Genomic DNA, 23,936 nt, shown 5'->3' with positions numbered 1-23,936 from the left:
GGCGTGGTGCTCGCCGACATCAATGTCGGGCTGCTCTACGTGCTCGCGGCGTCGTCGCTGGGCGTCTACGGCATCATCCTGTCGGGCTGGGCATCGAACTCCAAATACCCCTTCTATTCGGCACTGCGCGCCGCGGCGCAGATGGTCAGCTACGAAGTCGCGATCGGCTTCATCCTGATCTCGATCGTGATGTGGTCGGGCACCTTCAACCTGTCCGGCATCGTGATGAAGCAGCAGGGGCTGTACGGCTTCATCAACGGCTTCGCGTTCAACCCGCTGCTGTTTCCGATGGCGGTGATGTTCTTCATCTCGTCGCTGGCGGAGACGCAGCGCGCGCCGTTCGACCTAACCGAGGCGGAGAGCGAACTCGTCGCGGGTTATCAGACCGAATATAGCTCGATGAGCTTCGCGCTGTTCTGGCTCGGCGAATATGCCAACGTGCTGCTGATGTGCGCACTGAACGCGACGTTGTTCTGGGGCGGATGGCTGCCGCCGTTCGACTGGGCGCCGCTGTACGCGGTGCCGGGGATCATCTGGCTCTTCATCAAGATGCTGGTGTTCTTCTTCATGTTCAGCTGGGTGAAGGCGACGGTGCCGCGCTATCGCTACGACCAGCTGATGCGGCTCGGGTGGAAGGTGTTCCTGCCGCTGTCGTTGTTCTGGGTCTTCTTGGTATCGGGCGTGCTGATGTTCATGCGCGTGGGAATTGGTCAATGAGCGTCGCGCACATCATCAAGTCGTTCACCCTTTGGGAATTCTTGAAGGCGCACGTGCTGACGCTGAAGTATTTCTTCAAGCCCAAGGCGACGATCAACTACCCGTTCGAGAAGAACCCGGTCAGCCCGCGGTTCCGAGGCGAGCATGCGCTGCGCCGCTATCCCAACGGCGAGGAACGCTGCATCGCGTGCAAGCTGTGCGAGGCGGTGTGCCCGGCGCTGGCGATCACGATCGAGGCCGAGCCGCGCGACGACGGCAGCCGCCGCACGACCCGCTACGACATCGACATGACCAAGTGCATATATTGCGGCCTGTGTGCCGAAGCGTGCCCGGTCGATGCGATTGTCGAGGGGCCGAACTACGAATTCTCGACCGAGACGCGCGAGGAACTGATCTACGACAAGGCGAAGCTGCTCGATAACGGCGATCGCTGGGAGCGGTCGATCGGCGCGAACCTTGCCGCCGATGCGCCGTACCGGTAGGCGACGCCGCATGATCGATTCTAGCTTGATCCGCCCCTCCCCGAGAGCGGGAAGGACGTCATGATCCAGGCCATCGCCTTTTACCTGTTCGCCGTGATCGTGATCGGATCGGGCGCGCTGACGATTTCGTCGCGCAACCCGGTGCATTCGGTGATGTGGCTGATCCTCGCCTTCTTCAACGCGGCGGGGCTGATGGTGCTCGTCGGTGCCGAGTTCATCGCGATGCTGCTCGTCATCGTCTATGTCGGTGCGGTCGCGGTGCTGTTCCTGTTCGTGGTAATGATGCTCGATATCGAGGTCGCGCAGCTGCGGGTCGGGATCGCGCGCTATTTCGCGCTGGGTCTCGCGCTCGCGGTCGCGCTGGCGGCGGAGATCATCATCGGGCTGGGCGCTTGGAGTGCGGGCACGATCCAGCTCGCGCGTCGTGCCGCGCCGACGGATTTAGCCGCGGACGCGGCGATCCCGAACATCCAGGCGATCGGCAACCTGCTCTACACGCGGTATCTGTTCGTGTTCGAAGGTGCCGGACTGGTGCTGCTGGTCGCTATGATCGGTGCGATCGTGCTGACGCATCGCCAGCGTGGCGGCGTCCGCGGCCAGAACATCTCGCGCCAGAACGCGCGCCGGCCGCAGGATGCGACCCGTAACATGCGCCCGACGATCGGCGAGGGAATGCAGCTGTGATTGGTCTGGTCCATTATATGGTCGTCGCGGCGATCCTGTTCACGATGGGGGTGCTCGGCATCTTCCTCAACCGCAAGAACCTGATCGTCATCCTGATGGCGATCGAGCTGATCCTGCTCGCGGTGAACCTCAACCTGGTGGCCTTCTCGGCCTATCTGCATGACCTGGTCGGTCAGGTGTTCGCGATGTTCGTCCTCACCGTCGCGGCGGGCGAGGCGGCGATCGGGCTCGCGATCCTAGTCATCTATTTCCGCGGCCGCGGCACGATCGCGGTCGACGACGTCAACCGGATGAAGGGGTAGATCGGTTGATCTCGCTGATAGTTTTCCTGCCGCTGCTCGCGGCGGTCGTTGCTGGGCTCGGCAATCGCGCGATCGGCAACGTGCCGGCGAAGATCGTCACCACCGCAGCGCTGTTCGCCAGCGCGGCGTTGTCGTGGCCGATCTTCATTGGTTTCATGTCGGGCGCGAACAGCGCGTCGGTGACCCCGGTGCTGAACTGGATCCAGAGCGGCGGCGTCGATGTCGCCTGGTCGCTGCGGGTCGATGCGTTGACCGCGGTGATGCTGGTGGTGATCACCAGCGTGTCGGCGCTCGTCCATCTGTATAGCTGGGGCTATATGGACGAGGACCCGGATCAGCCGCGGTTCTTCGCCTATCTGTCGCTGTTCACCTTCGCGATGCTGATGCTCGTGACCGCGAACAACCTCGTGCAGATGTTCTTCGGCTGGGAAGGCGTCGGTCTCGCCAGCTATCTGCTGATCGGATTCTGGTTCAAGAAGCCGTCGGCCAATGCCGCCGCGATCAAGGCGTTTGTCGTCAATCGCGTCGGCGATCTCGGCTTCATGCTCGGTATTTTCGGCACCTATCTGGTGTTCGATACGGTCTCGATCCCCGAAATCCTGGCGGCGGCGCCGACCATGGCGGGATCGACGATCGGCTTCCTCGGCGCGCGGTTCGACACGATGACGGTGCTGTGTCTGCTGCTGTTTGTCGGCGCGATGGGCAAGTCAGCGCAGCTCGGGCTGCACACCTGGCTGCCCGACGCGATGGAGGGGCCGACGCCGGTGTCGGCGCTGATCCACGCGGCGACGATGGTCACGGCAGGCGTGTTCATGGTGTGCCGCCTGTCGCCAATGTTCGAGACGAGCCCGGCGGCGCTGACGGTGGTGACGACGATCGGCGCGGCGACGTGTCTGTTCGCGGCGACGGTCGGGCTGGTGCAGACGGACATCAAGCGCGTGATCGCCTATTCGACGTGTTCGCAGCTCGGCTACATGTTCTTTGCCGCGGGCGTTGGCGCATACGGCGCGGCGATGTTCCACCTGTTCACGCACGCCTTCTTCAAGGCGCTGCTGTTCCTCGGCGCCGGTTCGGTGATCCATGCGATGCATCACGAGCAGGACATGCGCTATTACGGGGGCTTACGAAAAAGCATCCCGATCACCTTCTGGACGATGATGATGGGGACGCTGGCGATCACCGGCGTCGGTCTGCCCGGCATCTTCGGCAACACCGCGTTCGGTTTCGCCGGCTTCCATTCCAAGGATGCGATCATCGAGGCGGCCTGGGCCGCGCAGCAGCCGGGCGTTTGGTTTGTCGGGGTGCTGGTGGCGTTGCTGACGAGCTTCTATTCGTGGCGACTGATGTTCCTGACCTTCTGGGGCACGCCGCGTTGGGCCGCGTCGGAGCATATCCAGCATGCGATCCACGACGCGCATGGCGATCACGGCCATGATCACGCGCACGATCATGCGCATGCCCACGCGCACGCCGATCACGCGCATGGCGACGAGCCGGCGGCGGAGGACGCGGGTCATCGTCCGTCGACGCATGGACCGTCGCAGGACGATCTGCCTGTCGGTACCGGAGGATATCATCCGCATGAGAGCCCGCTGACGATGCTGGTGCCGTTGCTGGTGCTTTCGCTCGGCGCGGTGTTCGCGGGCTTCGTGTTCCACGGCTATTTTATCGAGCCGGAATCGGGCGAGCGCTTCTGGCGCGGTGCGCTCGCGTTCCGCGAACATCTGATGCACGAGATGCACGAGGTGCCGACGATCATCAAATTGTCGGCGACGATCGCGATGCTGCTCGGGCTGGTGTCCGCCTGGTACGCCTATATCCGGTCGCCGGGCGTGCCGAAGGCGGTCGCGGGGCAGCTCCACGTGCTGTACGATTTCCTGCTCCACAAATGGTATTTCGACGAGCTGTACGACCTGATCTTCGTCCGACCCGCCTTCGCGATCGGGCGGTTCCTGTGGCACCGCGGAGACGAGAAGACGATCGACCGGTTCGGGCCGAACGGATCGGCCTGGCTGGTCCAGGTCGGCACCCGCGCGGCCGGCCGCCTCCAGACTGGATATGTCTATACCTATGCGTTCGTCATGCTGATCGGGCTCACCGCCGCGGTCACCTGGGTCATTGCGGGTTGATCGGCTGATGCAAGGCTTCCCCATCCTGTCGATCATGCTGCTGGTGCCCGCACTGGCCGCGGTCGCATGCCTGTTCGTCTCCGGCGACATGGCCAAGCGCCTCGCGCTCGGCGCGACGCTGATCGATTTCCTGCTCGGTATCGCGCTGTGGACCAGCTTCGACATCGACGGCGCGCAGTGGCAATTCGTCGAACATGCCGATCTGCCGCTGTTCGGTCGGTTCGGCTGGTCACTCGGCATCGACGGCTTCGCGCTGCTGCTGATCATGCTCAGCGTGTTCCTGATGCCGATCTGCATCGGTGCGAGCTGGCGGTCGATCACCGAGCGCGTTCCCGAATATATGGCCGCGTTCCTGTTCACCGAAGTCCTGATGATCGGCACGTTCGCGGCGCAGGATCTGTTCCTGTTCTACATCTTCTTCGAAGCCGGCCTGATCCCGATGTACCTGATCATCGGCATCTGGGGCGGGGCGAACCGGATCTACGCGTCGTACAAGTTCTTCCTGTATACGCTGCTCGGCTCGCTGCTGATGTTCATCGCGATGCTGTACATGGCGCGCGCGGCGGGCACGACGAGCATCCCGGCGCTGATGGCGTACGACTTCCCGCCGCAGGTGCAGACGTGGCTGTGGCTTGCCTTCTTCGCGTCGTTCGCGGTGAAGATGCCGATGTGGCCGGTACATACCTGGTTGCCCGATGCGCACGTGCAGGCGCCGACCGCGGGCTCGGTGATCCTGGCGGGTGTGCTGCTGAAGCTCGGCGGTTACGGGTTCCTGCGTTTTTCGCTGCCGATGTTTCCGGAGGCTTCGGGCCAGTTGACCTGGCTGGTGCTGGGGTTGTCGGCGGTGGCGGTGATCTACACCTCGCTGGTCGCGCTGGTGCAGTCGGACATGAAGAAGCTGATCGCCTATTCGTCGGTGGCGCACATGGCGATCGTTACGATCGGCCTGTTCGCGTTCAATCGGCAGGGCATCGAAGGCGCGATGCTGGTGATGCTCAGCCACGGGCTGGTGTCGGGCGCGTTGTTCCTGTGCGTCGGCGTGATCTACGATCGGCTGCATACCCGCGAGATCAGCCGCTACGGCGGGCTGGCGATCACGATGCCGCGCTATGCGATCTTCTTCCTGCTGTTCACGATGGCATCGATCGGGCTGCCGGGCACCAGTGGGTTCGTCGGCGAGTTCCTGTCGCTGATGGGCACGTATCAGGTGTCGACCTGGATCGCGCTGCTGTGCACGACCGGGATCATCCTGGGCGCGGCATATATGCTGTTCCTCTATCGTCGCGTCGTGTTCGGCGAGGTGAAGAGCGAGGAGGTCCGCGCGATGAGCGACATGTCGGGTCGCGAGATCTGGCTGCTCGCGCCGATCGCGGCGGTCGTGCTGTGGATGGGCGTGTACCCCGAGAGCTTCCTGGCGCCGATGCGCAAGGACGTCGGCACGCTGCTCGCCCGGATCGATCGAGCCACCCCGCATAGCGACAGCGTCCCAACCGCCGGCATGCCCGCCGCCGCACATGGCCCGGCCGCCGTCGGCCCAGCCGCACATGCCCCAGCCGCACATGAAGGCGCGCATCGATGAACTACGCCGCCAATCTCGCCATGACGTTGCCCGAGGCGGTGCTCGCCCTCGGCTCGATCATCCTGATGCTGGTTGCCGCCTGGGGTGGCCAGGCGTCGACCCGTGCGATCTCCTGGGCCTCGGTCGCGATCATCGCCGGCGCGGGCATCGCGTTGATCGGTCCGGCATCGTCGGGCGGTGACGCGTTCGACGGGCTGTACCGTGCGGATGCGTTCGCGACCTTTTCGAAGGTGCTGATCTTCATCGCTGCCGCGATCTCGATCGTGCTCGCGCCGCGCTTCTTCGAACGCACCGCGGGCGACGATCTGCGGCCGGAATACCCGGTGCTGATCCTGCTTTCGACGTGCGGGATGGCGATGATGGTGTCGGCAAGCGACATGCTGACGCTCTATGTCGGGCTCGAGCTGCAGAGCCTCGCGGCCTACGTGTTGGCGAGCTTCATGCGCCGCGACACGCGGTCGGCCGAGGCTGGGCTAAAGTATTTCGTGCTCGGTGCGCTGGCGAGCGGCATCCTGCTGTACGGCATCTCGCTGGTCTACGGGTTCAGCGGAACGACGACGTTCGACGGGATAGCCGACGCCTATACCGGTACGCGGTCGCTGGGGCTGATGTTCGGGCTGGTGTTCGTGTTCGCGGGCATCGCGTTCAAGATCGCTGCGGTGCCGTTCCACATGTGGACGCCCGACGTGTACGAAGGCGCGCCGACGCCGGTCACCGCCTTCTTCGCCTCCGCCCCCAAGGTCGCGGGCGTCGCGCTGGCGGTGCGGGTGGCGGTCGAGGCGATGGGCCCGGCGGTCGAGCAGTGGCGCCAGATCGTGATCTTCGCGGCGCTGGCGTCGATCGTGCTAGGCGCGGTCGCGGCGATCGGCCAGTCGAACATCAAGCGACTGCTCGCCTATTCGTCGATCAACAATGTCGGCTTCGCGCTGATCGGGCTCGCCGCGGGCACGCCCGAGGGCGTTGCGGGCGTGCTGACCTATATGACGATCTACATCGCGATGACGCTCGGCAGCTTCCTCGTGGTGTTGCAGATGCGCGACGACGACGGGCAGCCGGTCGAGACGGTCGCGAGCCTGGCGGGCATGTCGCGGACGCGGCCCGGCCTGGCGCTGGCGCTGGCGATCTTCATGTTCAGCCTAGCGGGCATCCCGCCGCTGTTCGGCTTCTATGCCAAGTTCGCGGTGTTCGACGCAGCGGTCGCGGCCGGGCTGTTCCCGCTCGCGGTGGTCGGGATCGTCGCGTCGGTGATCGGCGCCTATTATTACCTGCGCGTGGTCAAGACGATGTACTTCGACGAGCCCGCGGCGGCTTTCGCGGCCAATGACAGCAAGGTTGAGGGCGGCTTGATCGTGCTGACGGCGGCATTCGTCTCGCCGCTCGGCTACCTCGCGATCCCGCTGATCGGCGGGTGGGCGATGACCGCGGCGCGGGCGCTGTTCTGACGGTGATCCGCACCGTTGCGGAGACGGGATCGACCAACGCCGACATGATCGCGCTGGCCCGGTCCGGCATCGAAGAGGGCGTGTGGCTGCGCGCGGAGCGACAGCTTGCGGGACGGGGGCGTCACGGCCGGTCCTGGGTGTCGCCCGAGGGCAATCTCTACGCGAGCACGATCGTACGCCTGCGAGCGTCGGATCCACCCGCGCCGACGCTGGCGCTGGTCGCCGCGGTTTCGCTCGACGAATGCGTTTCGGCGTACCTCCGGCGTGAGGGGCTGTGGCTGAAATGGCCCAACGACCTGCTGCTCGACGGCGCCAAGCTGTCGGGGATCCTGCTCGAACGGGCCGACGGCGCTGTGGTAATCGGGATCGGCGTCAACCTCGCCGATCATCCTGATTTGCCCGAGCGGCGGACCACCAGCCTTGCGGCGCATGGCGTGGTCGTGGACCCTGCCGACTTCATGGAAACGCTTGCGGAGACCTTCGCGCGGTGGCTGGGGCGGTGGCGCGGGGAGGGGCTCGCGCCGGTACGGGCGCGGTGGCTGGAGCGCGCGCACCCCCCGGGCACCGCGCTCAGCGCGGCCGCGCCCGATGGCGGCAGCGTCGACGGACTATTCGACGGCCTCGACCGTGACGGGGCGCTCATCCTGCGCTTGGCGGACGGCAGCCGGCGTGTCATTCACGCGGGCGACGTGTTCCTGCTCTGATGGAAGGTTCCGGCATGCTGCTCGCGATCGACGCCGGCAATACCAACGTCGTCTTCGCGCTCGTGGACGGCCGGCAGATCAAGGCGCGCTGGCGGATCGCGACCGACCCGCGCCGCACCGCCGACGAATATGCGGTGTGGCTGAGCCAGCTGCTCGCGCTCGAAGGATATGACCGGTCGCAGGTCGACGGGGTGATCGTCGCCACCGTGGTGCCGCGCGCGCTGCACAACCTTCAGGTGCTGAGCAGCAAATATTTCAAGACCGAAGCGCTGATCGCGGGCAGGGCGCCGGTCGAGTGGGGCATGGCGATCGACGTCGACGAGCCTGCGTCGCTCGGCGCGGATCGCGCGGTCAACACGATCGCGGCACATGCGCTTCACCGCGGCGATCTCATCGTGATCGACTTCGGCACCGCGACGACATTCGACGTCAGCGATTATTCGGGCGCGTACAAGGGCGGCATCATTGCGCCGGGGATCAACCTGTCGCTCGACGCGCTGGTCACGGCCGCGGCCAAGCTGCCGAGGATCGCGATCGAGAAGCCCGCCAGCGCCAGCGTGGTGGGAAGAAACACGGTCGATCAGATGCATATCGGGATCTACTGGGGCTATATCGCGATGATCGAGGGGCTGGTCGAGCGCCTGCGCCGCGAGATCGCGCGGCCCGCCAAGGTGATCGCCACCGGTGGCCTCGCGACACTGTTCGAGCATAATACCGACGTGTTCGACGTCATCGAACCCGATCTGACGATCCAGGGGCTGGCGATGATGTGGGAACGCGCCCATATGGGCTGACGTGCTCGCGCCCATCTGGCCTGCGGGCGCCCCTGTTTTTGAAAGCGATGAATGACCCCGAAGAATAACGAACTTCTTTTCTGCGCCCTAGGTGGCTCGGGCGAGATCGGCATGAACGTCAACCTCTATGGCTGTAACGGCAAGTGGGTGATGGTCGATTGCGGCATCACCTTCGCCGATGCGGGCTATCCGGGCATCGACGTGATCCTTCCCGATCTGTCGTTCATCGAAGACCGCATCAACGATCTCGTCGGCATCGTGCTGACGCATGGTCACGAGGATCATATCGGCGCATTGCCGTATCTGGCCGAGGATCTCGGCGTGCCGCTCTACGCGACGCCCTTCACCACCGGGCTGATCCGCGGCAAGTTGGAAGAGGAGGGGATCGCCAACCGCGTGAAGCTCCACATGATCCAGCCGGGCAAGTCTTTCCAGCTCGGGCCGTTCGGCTTCACCTTCGTCGAGCTGTCGCACTCGATTCCCGAGCCCAACGCGCTGATCATCGACACGCCCGCCGGCCGGGTGTTCCACACCGGCGACTGGAAGCTCGACGCGACGCCGGTGATCGGCAAGCCGACCAGCCCAGAGGCGCTCGCCGCGATCGGCGACAAGGGCATCGACGTGCTGGTGTGCGATTCGACCAACGTCTTCAACGCCGAGGCTTCGGGCTCAGAGAGCACGGTGCGTCGCGGGCTGGCCGAAGCGATCGCGAAGGCGCGCGGGCGGGTCGTGGTCACGACGTTCGCGTCCAACGCGGCGCGGCTGCAGACGCTGGGCGAGGTCGCGCGCGAGACCGGGCGCAAGCTGTGCGTCACCGGGCGATCGCTTGACCGGATCCTGAAGGTCGCGCGCGCGTGTGGTTACCTGAAGGACTTCCCTGAGACGGTCGATCCGGAAACGGCGATGCGCTTGCCGCGCAACAAGGTGCTGATCGTCGCGACCGGCGGGCAGGGCGAGCCCCGCGCGGCGCTGGCGCGGATCGCGGACGGATCGCACACCGTGAAGCTCGAGCTTGGCGATAGCGTGATCTTCTCGTCGAAGCAGATCCCCGGCAACGAGGTCGCGATCGGCCGTATCCAGAACATCCTGGCGGGCCGGGGGGTCGAGATGATCACCGAGCGTCAGGCGCACGTCCATGTGTCCGGGCATCCCGGCCGTCCCGAGCTGGCGCAGATGTACAAGTGGATCCGCCCGGAGCTGCTGGTGCCGGTGCACGGCGAGATGCGGCATCTGATGGAGCAGGCGCGGTTCGGGTTGTCGGAGGGTATTCCGCAGACGATCGTGCAGATGGACGGCGATATCTTGCGGCTGCTGCCCGGCGGAGCCAAGAAGATCGGCAATGCCGAGGTCGGGCGGCTGGTGCTCGATGGCGACGTGATCCTGCCGTCGGACGGCACCACGATCAACGAGCGCCGCAAGGTGTCGCTGCACGGCCAGATCTCGGTCGCGGTGGCGATCGGGCGTGACGGGCGGGCGATCGGCACGCCGCAGGTGCGGTTGCAGGGCATCCCGGTCGAGGAAGACCGGATCGCGTTCGTCGAGGATGCGGTCGCTGCGGTTGCGGAAGCGATGCGGTCGGGCGGAAAGCGCGAGCGCGATCGGCTGCGCGAGGACGTACGGCTGGCGGTGCGCAAGATCGCGACGCGCTGGACCGGCAAGAAGCCGATTGTCGATGTGCTGATGATCGAGGCCTGACACGATGCGCTGGACCTCGCTCCTCGCGATCTACGTGCTGTTCTGGTCCTTCACGGTGTTCCTAGTCCTGCCGTTCGGCGTGCGGACGACGCATGAGGCTGGCGGCGAGGTTGTTGCCGGCCAGGCGGAAAGCGCGCCGCACGAGTTCGATATCGTCCGACTCGCGGTGCGGGTGACGATCCTATCGACGCTGCTGTTCGCGTTGTTCGTGGCGAACTACAGCTATGGGTGGGTGACGCCCGAGATGCTGAACCTCTTCAAGAGCCATCGGCCGGAATAGCGGCAGGGTTCGCTGTTGTTTCCTGCGGGGCTGACCGGTGCGTCTCGGAGCAGCGTTGCCTTTACCTCTTCCTCGGGATCAGGTTCGGGGCGACGACGATCAGAGCTCTCTTCCACTCATCCGAATGGCCGGTCGATCGAGGGCTGCGGTTCGGTGAACCACGCGGCGCCGGTGTCGGTGACGTGGAAATGGTCTTCCAGGCGGATGCCGAAGCGGCCGGGGACGACGATCATCGGCTCGTTCGAGAAACACATACCGGGCACCATCGGCGTCCGGTCGCCGCGCACGAGGTTTGGCGATTCGTGGATCGACAGGCCGATGCCGTGACCGGTGCGGTGGGACAGGCCGGGTAGCCGGTAATCGGGGCCAAGCCCGGCGCCGACCAGCACCGCGCGGGCGGCATCGTCGATCGCTGCGCAGGGCACGCCGGGCGCAGCTGCGGCGAAGGCGGCGGCCTGGGCGGCGTGCTCGATGTCCCAGATGTCGTGAACCTCCTGCGCGACGGTGCCGAAGGCGTAGGTGCGCGTGATGTCGGAATGATAGCCGTGGACTCGGCAGCCGGTGTCGACCAGCACCAGTTCGTCCTCCGCGAGGAGCTGGTCGCTGGGCAGGCCGTGCGGGAAGGCGGTCGCGCGACCGAACTGCACCGCGCAGAAGAACGACCCGCCGCCGCCGATCGCGTGGTGCGCGGCGTCGATGAAGCGGGTAACCTCGCTGGCGGCGATGCCGGTGCGCAGGATCGCGGCGGCGCGGCGCTGGACCTCCAGCGTCATCGCCTTCGCTTCGGCGAGGCAGGCGAGTTCGGCGGCGGATTTGATCATCCGGCAGCCATCGATCACCGGGGTGCCGTCGATCAGCGCGGCGCCGGTGGCTCGCAGTCTCTCGGTCCAGGCGAAGGGCATCAGCGGATCGACCGCGATGGGGCCGCATCCGCGCGCCGCATCGGCGACCAGCGCGACCGGATCCTCGTCCTCCTCCCACAATCGCAGTTCGGCGGCGATCGTCAGATCGGCCTCGAGCGAGCCGCGTTCGAAGCGGGGGCAGATCATCACCGGCTCGCCCGCGACGGGCAGCAGCAGCGCGACCATCCGCTCGGTCGCGCCCCACGGCACGCCGGTGAAGTAGCGGAGACTGGCGCCGGTATGGACCAGCAGCGCCCGGGCACCCGCCGCCGCGGTCAGCGCGCGTGCGCGGTCGAGCCGCGAGGCGTATTCGGCGGCGACGATCGCCGGCACGCGCGTCGAGGGTGGCGCGATCGCCGCGAGTTCGGTGGCGGCGTCGGAAGTGCCGATGGTCATGAGGGCCCTTTCAGAAGCGATCGACGGCGAACGGCGCTAGATCGATCACGGGCGCGTCGCCGGTGATCAGCGCCGCGACCAACTCGCCCGTCACCGGCGCGAGCGTGAGCCCGAGATGCTGGTGGCCGAACGCGTAGAACAGATTGGCGGCGCGCGTCGAGCGGCCGATCGCGGGCAGGTAATCGGGCAAGGTGGGCCGCGCGCCCGTCCAGCGTCGGAACGGGCCGGCGATCGGCAGCGCCAGCTCGACGACGTGGCGCTCCAGCCGCTGCCACTTGCGCGGATCTGGCGGCGCACACGCGTGCGCGAACTCGACGAACCCCGCAACCTGGACGCTGTCGGCGTAGCGGGTGACGATGATCGACCGATCCTCGAACACCAGGGGCGGCAAGTCCGCGGGCCAACGCTCTGCCGAGCCGCGGATGTGATAGCCGCGCTCGGCGATCAGCGGCACGCGGTGCCCCGCCGCCGCCATCAGGGAACGGGAGCCGATCCCGGCGGCGATGACGATGCGATCGGCCGCGATGCCGGAGATCGCCATGCGATCGCTGTGCCGTTCCAGCGTCGCCGGTTGCTGCACCACTGTTACGCGCGCGGCGGCTAGAGCGTGGTCGAGCGCGGTCGCCAGCGCGCCGAGGTCAGCGATCTGCCCGGTGCCATCGAAGCGGATCGCATCGGCGATGCGCGGCGACATGGCGCGAAGCTGGTCGAGCTGATGCTCATCGGCGTCGACGTACCGCGCGGTGCCGGTATCGGCTGCGGACCATGCGGCTCGTCCTGCCGCGGCGAGAGTTTGGGTGGGCCATGTGACGTAATGACCGTCCTCGCGGAGCAGAGTAGGCGTTTTCAAGGCGGTGGCGAGCCGTCGCCATGCCGGCATGGCATCTGCAAGCAGGGCGCCCAAGGCCGTCGATCCCGCGGCGAACCGAGCAGGAGTTGAGGCGGCAATCGACCGAACCGCGAACGGCAGCCACGCCGGCAATTGCCGCAGCGGCAAATCGAGCGCGCCACCACGCGCGAACAGCCGCCGCGGCGCGCTGCGCAGCATCGCGGGCGAGGCGAGCGGTGCCACCTGGTCGGTGGCGATGTGCCCGGCATTGCCCCAGGATGCTGCCGATCGATCGGTCGCTGCATCGACCAGCGTCACGCCCTCGCCGCGCCGCGCCAGGCTCAGCGCGATCGAACGGCCGACGATGCCGCCGCCGATCACGGCAACCGTCATCGCCGCGACACCCGCCGCCGAGTTTCCATGTTGCTCATGAGGGTACGTTATTGTATACGATTTGAGGAAACAAGGCGGGTGTAGCGAATGACGATCGATTGGCGCGGTGTATTTCCGGCAGTGACGACCCAGATCCGCGACGACCTGACGATCGACCTTGCCGATACCCAGCGCGTCGTCGACGAACTGATCCGCGACGGGGTGGACGGGGTGATCGCACTCGGCACCGTAGGGGAGAACAACTCGCTGACCGCTGACGAGAAGCTGGCGGTGTTGAGCGCGATCGTCGAGGTGGTCGATGGGCGGGTGCCGGTGGTGACTGGGGTGTCGGAATACGACACACGCCGGGCGATCGGCTGGGCGCAAGCCGCGGAGACGGCGGGTGCCGACGGGCTGATGCTGCTGCCGCCGATGGTCTATGTGCCCAAGGCGCACGAACTCGCGGCGCATTTCAACGGCGTGGCGGCGGCCACGGGCCTGCCGATCATGCTCTACAACAATCCACCGGCCTATCGCACCGCGATCGACCTCGACGTGCTGGTGATGCTGGTCGACACCCCTAACATCGTCGCGATCAAGGAATCCGCGCCCGATACCCGGCGCTTCACCGACCTGCGCAACGGCTTCGGCGATCGGTTCGTGCTGTTCGCGGGGCTGGACGACGTGGTGCTCGAGGCGATGTATCTCGGCGCGCGGGGGTGGGTGTCGGGCCTGACCAATGCGTTCCCGCGCGAATCGGTGGAGATGATCCGCGCAACGCGGCGCGGCGATCACGACAAGGCGCGGGAGATCTATCGGTGGTTCATGCCGCTGCTCCACCTCGACGCCGAGCATGATCTGGTGCAGTCCATCAAGCTGGCCGAACAAGTGATGGGCCGCGGATCCGAACGGGTGCTGCCGCCGCGCTACCCGCTGATCGGCGCGCGACGGGCGGAGGTGATCGCGATGGTCGAACGCGCGGCGGCGACCCGGCCGGTGCTGACCGCGGCGCCGGTGCCGATCGGCGCAGCGGCCTGAGCGGCCGTCCGGAGTGCGTCACACCTTCTTCTGCATCGACGGTCATACCGCGGGCAACCCGGTGCGACTTGTCGTCGGCGGTGCGCCGCTGCTGAAGGGCGCGTCGATGTCGGAGCGGCGGCAGGATTTCCTCGCGCGATTCGCCTGGATCCGCACCGGGCTGTGCTTCGAGCCGCGCGGTCATGCGATGATGTCGGGGGGCTTCCTCTATCCGCCGACGACGCCGGATGCGGACATCGGCATCCTGTTCATCGAGACGTCGGGCTGCCTGCCGATGTGCGGGCATGGCACGATCGGCATCGTCACCTTCGGGCTCGAACATGGGCTGATCGAGCCGGCGACCCCGGGGCGTCTCAGGGTCGAGGTGCCGGCGGGGATCATCGACACCGCCTACGAGACTGCAGGCGACCGGGTGACGTCGGTGCGGATCACCAACGTGCCCGCCTATGTCGCCGCGAAGGGCGTGAGGATCGAGGTCGAGGGGCTGGGGGCGCTGACCGTCGATGTCGCGTATGGCGGCAATTACTACGCGATCGTCGAGCCGCAGGGTGGTTATCCTGGGCTCGACATGGTCGGCGCGGACTGGCTGATCGGAATGGGACGCCGAGTCCGCGCGGCAGTGCGGGCGGCGGTGGAGCCGGTGCATCCGCTGGACGCGACGATCCGCGGGGTAAGTCATGTGTTGTGGGCGGACGCGCCGCGCGCCGACGGCGTCGGGGGAGCGGCGGACGGGCGCAATGCGGTGTTCTATGGCGAGGGCGCGATCGATCGCAGTCCGTGCGGCACCGGCACTTCGGCGCGGCTGGCGCATCTGGCGGATCGGGGCGTGCTCGCGCCCGGCGACCGCTTCGTCCACGACAGCTATATCGGCAGCCGCTTCGTCGGGCGGGTCAAAAGCGGGACGATGTTGGGCGATGTGCCCGCCATCGTGCCGTCTGTCGAGGGGTCGGCGATCGCAACCGGCTTCAACACGATATGGATTGATCGCACCGATACCTTCTGGGAAGGATTTGCCGTACAATGATGGTGCGACCCGCTCCGTCGCTGCGGAGTACAACATGGTGACCGTCTCCCAGAGCATCGTCGTCCGAACGCTGTCCGATCAGGTCTTCTCGATCCTGCGCGAGCGGATCGTCACCGGGAACCTGCCCGACAACTCGCCGATCCGGCAGGACGCGATCGCCATGGAACTCGGCGTCAGCAAGATCCCGCTGCGCGAGGCGCTCGGCCGGCTCGAGCAGGAGGGGCTGCTCGTCAGCCAGGCGAACCGCGGGTACACTGTACGGCCGATGTCCGCGGACCAGGTCGACGACATCTACGCGCTGCGTCTTGCGATCGAGCCCGCTGCGGCGGCACGGGCGTCGCAGCACGCGACCGACGAGGAGCGGACGGCGGCGGTGGCGGCATTCGATGCGCTCGACAAGGCGGCGAATACCAATCTCGCTGAGGTGGCGGTACGTAACCGCGATTTTCATGTCGCGCTGGTGATCCCCGGCGGGCGGCTGCTGACGACGCAGCTAGTCGAGCGGCTGGCGATCCTGGCGGAGCGGTACGTGATCAAGCATCTCGAGCCGGCGGGCCGCGACGCGCGGGCGCATCTCGAGCATCGCCATATCATCGACGCCTGGATAGCGCGCGATGCTGGGGCGCTTGAGGGGCTGTTGTACCGGCACATCGACGGGACGTTGAACGACCTGCGCGCGGAGTTCGCTTCGGTCGACGGGTGAGCTGGGGTTTGGGGCGGGGGAGGGGTGCCGGGTATGCCTTTCGTCGGCGCCGTGGAGCGGCAGGGCAGCACCACTGCCATGACATAGAAGATTTCTGTTCGCGCGGAGGCGCGGAGGACGCGAAGGTGTTGCGCTCGACGCTGGCCTTTCGAGCAGCAACGCTGCTCCTGACATACAGGCGACTGCGGATGCGAGACGCTGCCCGGTGCGCAACACCTCCGCGCCCTTCGCGTCTCCCCGTGAACCAGTCTTCTTCTCGCTGCGCGCGTCTCCTCCCTAGTCGGTCTGAAAGTGGAGCCAGCTCGTATGCGATGCTCTCGGGCTAGCAGGTCGTGTGGAGGAACGTTGCGGCTCAGGCGGGCGGCATAGTTTATGGATCCTGGCCTTCGCGAACATGACGAAGGTGAGGGGAGTGCTCGTTCCAACCTCATGAAACGCGTCGCCGATCTTCTGCGATCGATGCGGACTATAGTGCCGCCGTGGTTGCACGACCTCTAGCGCAGCCGTTCGATGGCCTGTGCAAGGGCGACGTAGAGCTTGCCCATGTCGGACGACAGCAGGGTCACGCCCAGTGGGGTGCCATCGCGTTGCGCGAGGATGGTGCGGAGCATGCCCTCGAAATCGTGAATGTAGCGGTTGACGGATTCGCGGAACGGCCCGTCGTCGTCGTACAGCCGTGCGATCTCGCGGGCGTCGCTCGGGTCGAGGATGCGGACTGCGCGGCGGGTGAAGACGCCGCGGTCGCCCTTCAGATATGCCGCCCAGGCGCTGTCAGAGACCTCGGGCGCGAACGCCTTGGTGATGTCGATCGAGGCGGAGTTGAGCGATTCGATCAGCAGCGACACGCGGCGCGCGAAGGTGTCGCGATCGGCTTCCTCGCGTTCGGTGCGAGCGTCCTCGATCCGCGTCTCGACGATCGCGGTTTGATCTAGGATCGCCTGGACCTGGTGCGACAGGCGCTCGGTAGCACGGGTGGCGGCCTCGACGGCATTGTCGCTGGCATCGCCGATCGCGCGGACCTGGCGTTCGACCGTGTCCGCGGTGGCGCGGCGCATCGCGTCGACGCTGGCGCTTTCCAGCGCGTCGACGGCTTCGGGGATGACCGTCGCGAGCGTCTCGCGCGCCTTTTCCGCGGCGACGGCGGCGGTGTCGCGGACGCGGAGGAGGAGATCGATCAGGCGCGGGGCGGCTTCCTCTGCGAAGCGATTGGTGCGCGCGATCGTCTCGTCGATCATGGCGCCGAGATCGTCGGCACGGGTGCGGCCGTCGGTCAGAGTCTGGAGCAGCATCGCCGACAGGGTGTCGAGCGTGCGGCGCTGGTCGGCGATAACCCCGGCGATCGACTCGATCGCATCGTGGGTACTTTCCGCCGCGGTGACCAGCGCGAGCAGTTCGGGCTTGGCCTGGACGACGATGCTGTGGGTCGCCTCGATCCGGCGGTCGAGCCGGCTGAGCGCCTCGGGCAGGGTCTCGTCGATCTCGCGCGCGGCGGCGTCGAGCGCGATCAGGAGGCTTTCGGTCGTGCCGATCGTCCGCGTCGCCATCGTCTCGCCCGCCTTCAACGCTTCGGTCATCGCGTCGGCGGAGCCGCCGAGCGCACTGATCGATGCGGCGAGCATCTGCGACCGATCGACGCCCTGCGTATGCAGGCGATCGAGCTGATCCTCGACGGTCGACAGGCCCGCGCCGAGCCCGGCGACGAGGTCCTCGCCAACGGCGCGATGCTGTTCGAGCCGAGCGGTAACCCGGTCGATGACGTCGTCGACCGAGGCGATGCGGTGCGCGAGCGAGTCGGCGCTTTCGCGTGCGGTGCTCTCCAGCGTCGCCTGATGCGCGCCGATCATCGCCAGCATCGCGTCGCCCTGTGCGGCGATGCCCTTGCGGGCTTCGTCGACCGCATCTGCGGTGCGGCCGAGCAGCGCATCGACCGCTGTCGACATTTCGGCGGTGACGGATTCGAGGCGGGCGCCCGCGGTCTCGCTGGTCGCCTCCATGCGGATGATGTGCGCGGCGAGCTTCTGCGCCGCGCCGCCCGCGACCGCGTCGGCCTCGCGGCCGCGTTCGGCAAGGGCGACCAGCTGCGCGTCGAGGGCGGCGGCGTGCTGACTGGCGGACAGGCCGGTAGTTTCGAGCAGCTTGCCGACTTCCGTGGTTTCGGCATGCGCGCGGGGCAGCGAGGCGAGGAGCACGCCGAGGCTGGATTGGACGCCCGACGCGGCGTCGGCGAGGTTGAGGGCATGGCTGTCTGCCTGGCCGATGTCCGCGGCGAGGCGCTGCCCGATCGAGGCGAGGCGGTCGTTGGCGGTGTCGCCGATCGCGAGCAGCGTATCGACTTGGTCGGCTAGTTGGCGGCGATTGGCGTCGATTGTGCGCGACAGGAGCGCGACGGTGCGATCGAGGCTCGCTGCCTCGGCGCGCATCGCCCGCGCGGTGGCGGCGAAGCGGCGGGCCTCGGCGCGGCTGGTGCGCTTGGCGAGGAGCCACACTATCCCGACGAACATCGGCGGCACCGCGAGCGCGGCGACGAACTGCACGACGGCGACGGGGCCCAGCGTCGGGATCGCATCGCGTGCGAGCCACAACATCGCGCCGATCCAGGCGAGCGCCAGCACGATCGCGAGCGCGGGCAGCAACCAGCCGCCGCCGAGCGGCACGAGTTCTTCCTCCTGGTCGAGCTCGTAGAGATCGGTGACCTCGATCACCGGCGCGTCGAGGCCGTCGCTGCCGATCGGGGGCGGTGGCGGCAAAGGCGGAAGCGTGCCCTTGCCCGTGTCAGCCCGAAAATCGACGATCATAGAACCCCCCGTACAGCGGCGATGTTTATCATGAATCCGGTCCGGGCAAAGCGAATAGCGAAACACTTCGTTAAGTACCGAGCGCTAATGAAGTACGATGGCTTACGACCCCGGTGCGATAGATGCGACTTTGGCTGCGGCGGTGGGCGACGAGCCCGGCCTGATCGCGGAGCTGCGACTGGCCTTCGTGGAGAGCGCCGAGCGCGCCTACACGCTGATGACCGAAGCCGAGACGGTCGAAAGCTGGAAAGCCGCGGCGTGGCGGCTGAAGGGGCTCGCCGCCAGCTTCGGCGCGATTCGGTTGATGGCGCTGGCGACCGACGCCGTAGGCGCGACGCCGCGCGATCCGACGACGCTCGCCAAGCTGAAGCGGGCGATCGAACGGCTGTAACGCCGGCCAGCCTTTCTCATAGGGTTGCATCATCGGCGGCACGCCGTAACAGCGCTGCGATGCTCGCAGGGCTTCTTCTGGCATTACAGGACGCTGACGACCGGCCGGGGGTGCTTACCGCAACCCTGCCGTTCGGCGGGCTGACTCTCGTCGAGTTCCAGGCGCGGTTGCTGATCGCGGCGGGGGCGTCGCAGATCGTGGTGATCGCGGCGCGTCTCAGCCCAGAGCTGCTTGGAGCGTTGAGCCGGATCGGGCGGCGTGGGGTCGCGGTCGATACGGTCCGATCCGCCGCCGAAGCCGCGGAGAAGCTGCATCCGCTCGCCAAGGTGGTGATGCTCGCCGATGGTCTGACCGCCAGCGCGGCGACGGTAGCGGCGATGGCGGCGGACGACATGCGCGACACGCTGCTGGTGGTGCCCGACGACCAGGACAGGTCGGGCTTCGAGCGCGTCGGCGGCGGGATGCTGTGGGCGGGAATCGCACATTTGGCGCCGCAGCGCCTCGCCGAACTCGCCGAAATGCCGCGGGATTACGATGTTCAGTCGACGCTGCTGCGGCTCGCGTCGCAGGCCGGCGCGGCGCATGTCGTGCTGCCGCACCAGATGATCCGGCAGGGACACGGGATCGAGCATGCCGCCGGGCTGATGGAGACGCGCAGCAGCACAGCGCTTCGTACGCTGGTCTCGGCGCGGCGTGGCTGGTTCGATCGCTGGGTGGTCAATCCGCTGGCCCGGCTCGCGATGGCGCCGCTGGTGCGACGCGCGATCCCGGCAGCGGCCGTCATCGCGGTGGTGACGCTGTTGGCGATCGCGTCCTTGCTCGCGATCTGGTTCGATCAATCAGTGATCGGTCTTGCCGGCACCGTCCTCGCAGGCGTCGGATTGTCGATCGCCGGGCTGCTCGCCGATCTGCGCGACGAGCCGGCGAGCTTGCGCGCGGTCCGGTGGGCGGCGCGGGCACTGCCGGCGCTGGCGGTGCTGATCTTCGGGTATCGCGAGAGCGTCGCGTCGGCGGATCATGGTGCGATCGCGGTCGCGGTGGCGGCGCTGGTCCTGGCCGGGATGGTCGAGCGCGCGCGGCCCGCAACGACCCCCGCTTGGTGGGCAACGCCGCCGGCCTATCCCTTCGTGCTGCTGATCGGTGTGATCGTCGGGCTGCCGGCGACCGGTCTGGTCGCGGTGGCCGGCTATGCGGCAGCGACTTTAGGGGCGGCGATCGAACGGTTGGTGCGTCAGCCTTAGCGTCGTTTTAACGACGAGACGCTAGATCGGCGGCATGTCGATCACCCCTGATCAGCGCGATCCGTCGCGCCCCACCGCAGCCGAGGCGGCGCAGCGGGCGCGCATCGGCATACGGCGAGACGCGCTGCGGCTGTCGGCGACGATCGACGATTTCTTCCGGCCCGACGATGCGCGGCTCGACGATCGGACGCGGCTGACGCTCGCCACGGTGCTCGGCGCGATCATCGGTGCGATCGAAGGCGACATCCGGCGGCACGCGGCGCGGGTACTGGGCGGTTGGGCCGAAGACGGGGCGGCCGACGCGCTGATCGCGGCGCAGGGGCAGGCGCTGGACCGGCTGCTCGCCTCGCGGGTGCTGCGCAATCGATCGCTGATGGAGGAGCTGATCGGGCGGGTTCGGCAGGATCTGCTCGCCGAAGCGCTGCCGACCGCGGTGTCGGAGCCGGATCAACCGAGTGTCGTCGTGCGACTGACCGATGTCGGCGACGGCGTCGTCGCCACCGCGGCGAGCGCGTTGCTCGCGGCGCAGAGCCGGCGTCGCGCGGCAAACGATCTCGGCGTTGCCGCAGGCACCGAGCTATCGGCTGACAATCACCACCGCCTGGTTTGGTGGACCGCCGCAGCGATCCGCGAGAGCGCCGGCGACAATGCGCTGGTCGATCGCGCGATCGAGGAAGCAGCGTTGCGCAGCCTTGCCGCGCACGACGAGGGCGATCGGCTGGAGTCGCTCGCGACGCGGCTGGCGATCGCGGTCGACGCGCGGCCGAGCGAGGTGCCGACGCTGCTGGTCGACATCCTCGGTGACCAGACACTGGTGCTGTTCATCGCGGTGCTCGCGCGCGCGATCGGGCTCGATTACACGCAGATGCGGCGAATCGTGCTCGACCCGGACGGATCGCATTTATGGCTGGCGTTGCGGGCGGTGCAGCTCGACCGTGCGGCGATCGCGCGGATCGGCTTGTCGCTGGCGGACGCGGACCCGGTGCGCGACGTCGAGGCTTTTGCCGATCGGCTCGACGAGATCGCCGCGACTGAGCCGGAAGTCGCCCAGGCGGCGCTGGCCCCGCTTGCGGCGCACCCCGATTTGCGGCGCGCGCTCGCGGATCTTGCCGACGTGCCGTTCGCATGATCGAGGCGGATCCGGTCCGTGAGGCGGTGGTCGCGGTCGCGATGGTCGACCATGACGGTCGCCTCGTCAGCGCCGATCCGGCGATTGCGCAACTCAACAATCGCGCGGGCGGATCGATCGGCCGAGCGGTCGCGGTGCCGCAGCTGGCGACGATCGCCCGGCTCGCGCGGCGGCTGGGCATCGTCGTCTCGCGCGGGGTGGTCGTCGCCAACCGCGAAGGTGCGCTGGACCTGTGGGTGCGAGCGCAGCCCGAGATCGATCGCGTCCGGCTGGCGGTGACCGGGTGGCAGCGGCCGCACCGGTCGTTCGCGCCCGAGATCGCGGACTATGGTGTCCCCGCCGACGCGCTGCGGTGGGAAACCGACGCGTCGCTGCGGCTCACGCATCTGGCGGGCGCCGCAGATGCCGACATCGCGGCGCTGCTGGGCAAGCCGCTGACGATCCTGCTGAGCTTCGACGAGACCGCGGACGGAGCACTGCCGATCCTGGAGGCGATCGCACGGCGCCGCGCGTTCGTCGATCAGCCGGCGCGGATCCGCACGAACGGACAGAGCGTCACCGTGTCAGCCGAGCTGCGCCGCGGCGCGGACATCGGCTTCGCCGGTTTCACCGGGGTGGCGTGCCCGGTCGCCGAATTCGTCGATGAGACGCCGCAAACGCTGACGCCGCTCTTCACCAGTGGGCTCGACAAGGTGCTCCGCGCACCGCTGTCGCGGATCATCGCCAATGCGGACAGCATCAACGCCGCCGCCGACGGCCCGGTCCAGCAAGACTATATCGATTATGCCGCGGACATAGCCAATGCCGGGCGACACCTGCTCGAGCTGGTCGACGACCTCGTCGATCTTCAGGCGATCGAGGGCGCGGATTTCGCGCTGCGTGCCGAACCGATCGACCTGGCAGATGTGGCGCGGCGGGCGGCCGGGCTGCTTGCGGTGCGGGCCGCCAATGCCGAGGTGGTGATCGCGCGGCCGGTGGCCGATCTGGTGGTGCCGGCGGCGGGCGATTTCCGGCGCGCGTTGCAGATCATGGTCAACTTGATCGGCAACGCGGTTCGCTATGCGATGCCGGGTTCGATCATCACGGTCACCGCCGCGGTCGGCCCGACGGGGGCCATCGCGATCGTCGACGATCAGGGCAAGGGCATCGCGCCCGACGATCAAGCGCGGATCTTCGAGAAGTTCGAGCGTGTCGATCCCGCGGAGCCGGGCGGCAACGGCCTGGGGCTCTATATCGCGCGACGGCTGGCGCGAGCGATGGGCGGCGACCTGACGGTGGAAAGCGCGCCGGGCGAAGGCGCGCGGTTCATGCTGGTGCTACCGAAGGCGTCGAGCGACGAGGATCAGCACAAGGCCGAGCACGGCTAACACGGCGCCGCGATCCGCCCAGGGTCGCTGATCGAGCATGAAGCTCGAAGCCGGCCAATGAATGTAGCCGAGACCCTGGCCGATCCACAGCACCCCCATGAGCGTCATGAGGATGCCGACACCGACCAGGATCCGGCGCATGATCATCAGCGCTGGCCGACCCGCACATAGGGGCGTTCAGTCGGGCCGCTGTAGAGCTGGCGCGGCCGGCCGATCTTCTGGTCGGGATCGGTGATCATCTCGTTCCACTGCGCGACCCAGCCGACGGTGCGCGCGAGCGCGAACAGCACCGTGAACATCGAGGTCGGGAAGCCGATCGCGGACAGGATCACGCCCGAATAGAAATCCACGTTCGGGAACAGCTTCTTCTCGACGAAATAGGGATCGCTCAGCGCCATTTCCTCGAGCTGGATCGCGACGTCGAACACCGGATCGGTGACGTTCAACGCGCCGAGCACTTCGCGTACGGTTTGCTGCATCACGGTCGCGCGGGGATCGTAGTTCTTGTAGACGCGGTGGCCGAAGCCCATCAGGCGGAACGGATCGTTCTTGTCCTTGGCACGCGCGATGAATTCCGGAATGCGATCGGGGGTGCCGATCTCGCGGAGCATGTTGAGCGCGGCCTCGTTCGCGCCGCCATGCGCGGGCCCCCACAGGCAGGCGATGCCGGCCGCGATGCACGCGAACGGGTTGGCGCCCGACGAGCCGGCGAGCCGGACGGTCGAGGTCGACGCATTCTGTTCGTGATCGGCGTGGAGGATGAAGATCCGGTCCATCGCCTTCTCGACGATCGGGTTCACCACATAGGGCTCCGCCGGCACGCCGAAGGTCATACGCAAGAAATTGCCGGTGTAGCTGAGGGAGTTGTCGGGGTAGAGGAAGGGCTGCCCGACGCTGTACTTGTACGCCATCGCCGCGATCGTCGGCATCTTGGCGATCAG

At 67.3% G+C, this 23,936-nt stretch carries 23 protein-coding genes; 18 read left to right on the top strand and 5 right to left on the bottom strand.

Annotated elements, in window-relative coordinates; all coding sequences use genetic code 11:
- From ACFE77_RS12545 to ACFE77_RS12495, 11 genes are all read left to right on the top strand, one after another.
- Positions 1–717, top strand: a 717-nt coding sequence (locus ACFE77_RS12545; RefSeq protein ID WP_375421980.1) for an NADH-quinone oxidoreductase subunit H, incomplete at its 5' end; no start/stop codon positions are given.
- Positions 714–1,199: an NADH-quinone oxidoreductase subunit NuoI gene (gene nuoI / locus ACFE77_RS12540; protein WP_375421979.1), complete on the top strand. Its 486-nt coding sequence runs from the start codon at positions 714–716 to the stop codon at positions 1,197–1,199. The genes ACFE77_RS12545 and nuoI, both read left to right, overlap by 4 nt.
- Before the next feature lie 60 nt (positions 1,200–1,259).
- Positions 1,260–1,883, top strand: a complete 624-nt coding sequence (locus ACFE77_RS12535; RefSeq protein WP_375421978.1) for an NADH-quinone oxidoreductase subunit J — start codon at positions 1,260–1,262, stop codon at positions 1,881–1,883.
- Positions 1,880–2,185 (top strand): NADH-quinone oxidoreductase subunit NuoK, encoded by a 306-nt coding sequence (nuoK, locus tag ACFE77_RS12530; protein WP_375421977.1) that lies wholly within the window; start codon positions 1,880–1,882, stop codon positions 2,183–2,185. The genes ACFE77_RS12535 and nuoK overlap by 4 nt, the downstream gene beginning before the upstream one ends.
- A 5-nt stretch (positions 2,186–2,190) precedes the next feature.
- Positions 2,191–4,314 (top strand): NADH-quinone oxidoreductase subunit L, encoded by a 2,124-nt coding sequence (gene nuoL, locus ACFE77_RS12525; RefSeq protein ID WP_375421976.1) that lies wholly within the window; start codon positions 2,191–2,193, stop codon positions 4,312–4,314.
- Positions 4,315–4,321: 7 nt separating this feature from the next.
- Complete coding sequence (locus ACFE77_RS12520; RefSeq protein ID WP_375421975.1) at positions 4,322–5,893, top strand: NADH-quinone oxidoreductase subunit M; 1,572 nt, start codon at positions 4,322–4,324, stop codon at positions 5,891–5,893.
- Positions 5,890–7,335 carry an NADH-quinone oxidoreductase subunit NuoN gene (nuoN, locus tag ACFE77_RS12515; RefSeq protein ID WP_375421974.1) on the top strand — a complete coding sequence of 482 codons (1,446 nt, stop codon included), beginning with the start codon at positions 5,890–5,892 and terminating at the stop codon, positions 7,333–7,335. Before ACFE77_RS12520 ends, nuoN begins: the two co-directional genes overlap by 4 nt.
- A gap of 2 nt (positions 7,336–7,337) precedes the next feature.
- Positions 7,338–8,039 carry a biotin--[acetyl-CoA-carboxylase] ligase gene (locus ACFE77_RS12510; protein WP_375421981.1) on the top strand — a complete coding sequence of 234 codons (702 nt, stop codon included), beginning with the start codon at positions 7,338–7,340 and terminating at the stop codon, positions 8,037–8,039.
- Positions 8,040–8,053: 14 nt separating this feature from the next.
- The gene (locus ACFE77_RS12505; RefSeq protein ID WP_375421973.1) at positions 8,054–8,833 is read left to right on the top strand and encodes a type III pantothenate kinase; all 780 of its coding nucleotides are present in this window, start codon (positions 8,054–8,056) and stop codon (positions 8,831–8,833) included.
- Positions 8,834–8,884: 51 nt separating this feature from the next.
- Positions 8,885–10,528 (top strand): ribonuclease J, encoded by a 1,644-nt coding sequence (locus ACFE77_RS12500; RefSeq protein WP_375421972.1) that lies wholly within the window; start codon positions 8,885–8,887, stop codon positions 10,526–10,528.
- Positions 10,529–10,532: 4 nt separating this feature from the next.
- Positions 10,533–10,808 carry a DUF1467 family protein gene (locus ACFE77_RS12495; protein ID WP_375421971.1) on the top strand — a complete coding sequence of 92 codons (276 nt, stop codon included), beginning with the start codon at positions 10,533–10,535 and terminating at the stop codon, positions 10,806–10,808.
- Positions 10,809–10,924: 116 nt separating this feature from the next.
- On the opposite strand, the gene ACFE77_RS12490 is transcribed toward ACFE77_RS12495, so the two are convergent.
- Positions 10,925–12,106, bottom strand: coding sequence for a M24 family metallopeptidase (locus ACFE77_RS12490; protein WP_375421970.1), 1,182 nt, complete (start codon positions 12,104–12,106; stop codon positions 10,925–10,927).
- A gap of 10 nt (positions 12,107–12,116) precedes the next feature.
- Positions 12,117–13,328 carry an NAD(P)/FAD-dependent oxidoreductase gene (locus ACFE77_RS12485; protein WP_375421969.1) on the bottom strand — a complete coding sequence of 404 codons (1,212 nt, stop codon included), beginning with the start codon at positions 13,326–13,328 and terminating at the stop codon, positions 12,117–12,119.
- A gap of 87 nt (positions 13,329–13,415) precedes the next feature.
- Here ACFE77_RS12485 and ACFE77_RS12480 point away from each other — a divergent pair, with 87 nt between their 5' ends.
- Genes ACFE77_RS12480 through ACFE77_RS12470 form a run of 3 tightly spaced genes read left to right on the top strand, consistent with a single transcriptional unit; the run spans position 13,416 to position 16,072 of the window.
- Positions 13,416–14,345, top strand: coding sequence for a dihydrodipicolinate synthase family protein (locus ACFE77_RS12480; RefSeq protein WP_375421968.1), 930 nt, complete (start codon positions 13,416–13,418; stop codon positions 14,343–14,345).
- Between the two features lie 13 nt (positions 14,346–14,358).
- A complete protein-coding gene (locus ACFE77_RS12475) occupies positions 14,359–15,369 on the top strand; it encodes a 4-hydroxyproline epimerase (RefSeq protein WP_375421967.1) in 1,011 nt (336 codons plus the stop codon).
- A gap of 34 nt (positions 15,370–15,403) precedes the next feature.
- Complete coding sequence (locus ACFE77_RS12470; protein ID WP_375421966.1) at positions 15,404–16,072, top strand: GntR family transcriptional regulator; 669 nt, start codon at positions 15,404–15,406, stop codon at positions 16,070–16,072.
- 494 nt (positions 16,073–16,566) lie between these two features.
- Here the strand turns inward: ACFE77_RS12470 and ACFE77_RS12465 are convergent, their stop codons facing one another.
- A complete protein-coding gene (locus tag ACFE77_RS12465; RefSeq protein ID WP_375421965.1) occupies positions 16,567–18,867 on the bottom strand; it encodes a hypothetical protein in 2,301 nt (766 codons plus the stop codon).
- A 97-nt stretch (positions 18,868–18,964) separates the two neighbouring features.
- Between ACFE77_RS12465 and ACFE77_RS12460 the strand changes: the two genes are divergently transcribed.
- From ACFE77_RS12460 to ACFE77_RS12445, 4 genes are all read left to right on the top strand, one after another.
- A complete protein-coding gene (locus tag ACFE77_RS12460; protein WP_375421964.1) occupies positions 18,965–19,258 on the top strand; it encodes an Hpt domain-containing protein in 294 nt (97 codons plus the stop codon).
- Between the two features lie 110 nt (positions 19,259–19,368).
- Positions 19,369–20,499 (top strand): hypothetical protein, encoded by a 1,131-nt coding sequence (locus ACFE77_RS12455; protein WP_375421963.1) that lies wholly within the window; start codon positions 19,369–19,371, stop codon positions 20,497–20,499.
- Between the two features lie 34 nt (positions 20,500–20,533).
- Positions 20,534–21,628, top strand: a complete 1,095-nt coding sequence (locus ACFE77_RS12450) for a hypothetical protein (protein WP_375421962.1) — start codon at positions 20,534–20,536, stop codon at positions 21,626–21,628.
- Positions 21,625–22,995, top strand: coding sequence for a sensor histidine kinase (locus ACFE77_RS12445; protein ID WP_375421961.1), 1,371 nt, complete (start codon positions 21,625–21,627; stop codon positions 22,993–22,995). Before ACFE77_RS12450 ends, ACFE77_RS12445 begins: the two co-directional genes overlap by 4 nt.
- Here ACFE77_RS12445 and ACFE77_RS12440 read toward each other — a convergent pair.
- Both ACFE77_RS12440 and ACFE77_RS12435 read right to left on the bottom strand, forming a co-directional pair.
- Positions 22,945–23,142: a hypothetical protein gene (locus ACFE77_RS12440; protein WP_375421960.1), complete on the bottom strand. Its 198-nt coding sequence runs from the start codon at positions 23,140–23,142 to the stop codon at positions 22,945–22,947. The genes ACFE77_RS12445 and ACFE77_RS12440 overlap by 51 nt on opposite strands.
- Positions 23,142–23,936 (bottom strand): citrate/2-methylcitrate synthase (locus ACFE77_RS12435; RefSeq protein ID WP_375421959.1); only part of this gene is annotated, 795 nt, incomplete at its 5' end. The genes ACFE77_RS12440 and ACFE77_RS12435, both read right to left, overlap by 1 nt.

Source organism: uncultured Sphingomonas sp., from assembly GCF_964243315.1.
Taxonomy (GTDB): Bacteria; Pseudomonadota; Alphaproteobacteria; order Sphingomonadales; family Sphingomonadaceae; genus Sphingomonas.
This window is presented reverse-complemented; position numbering and strand designations above follow the sequence as displayed.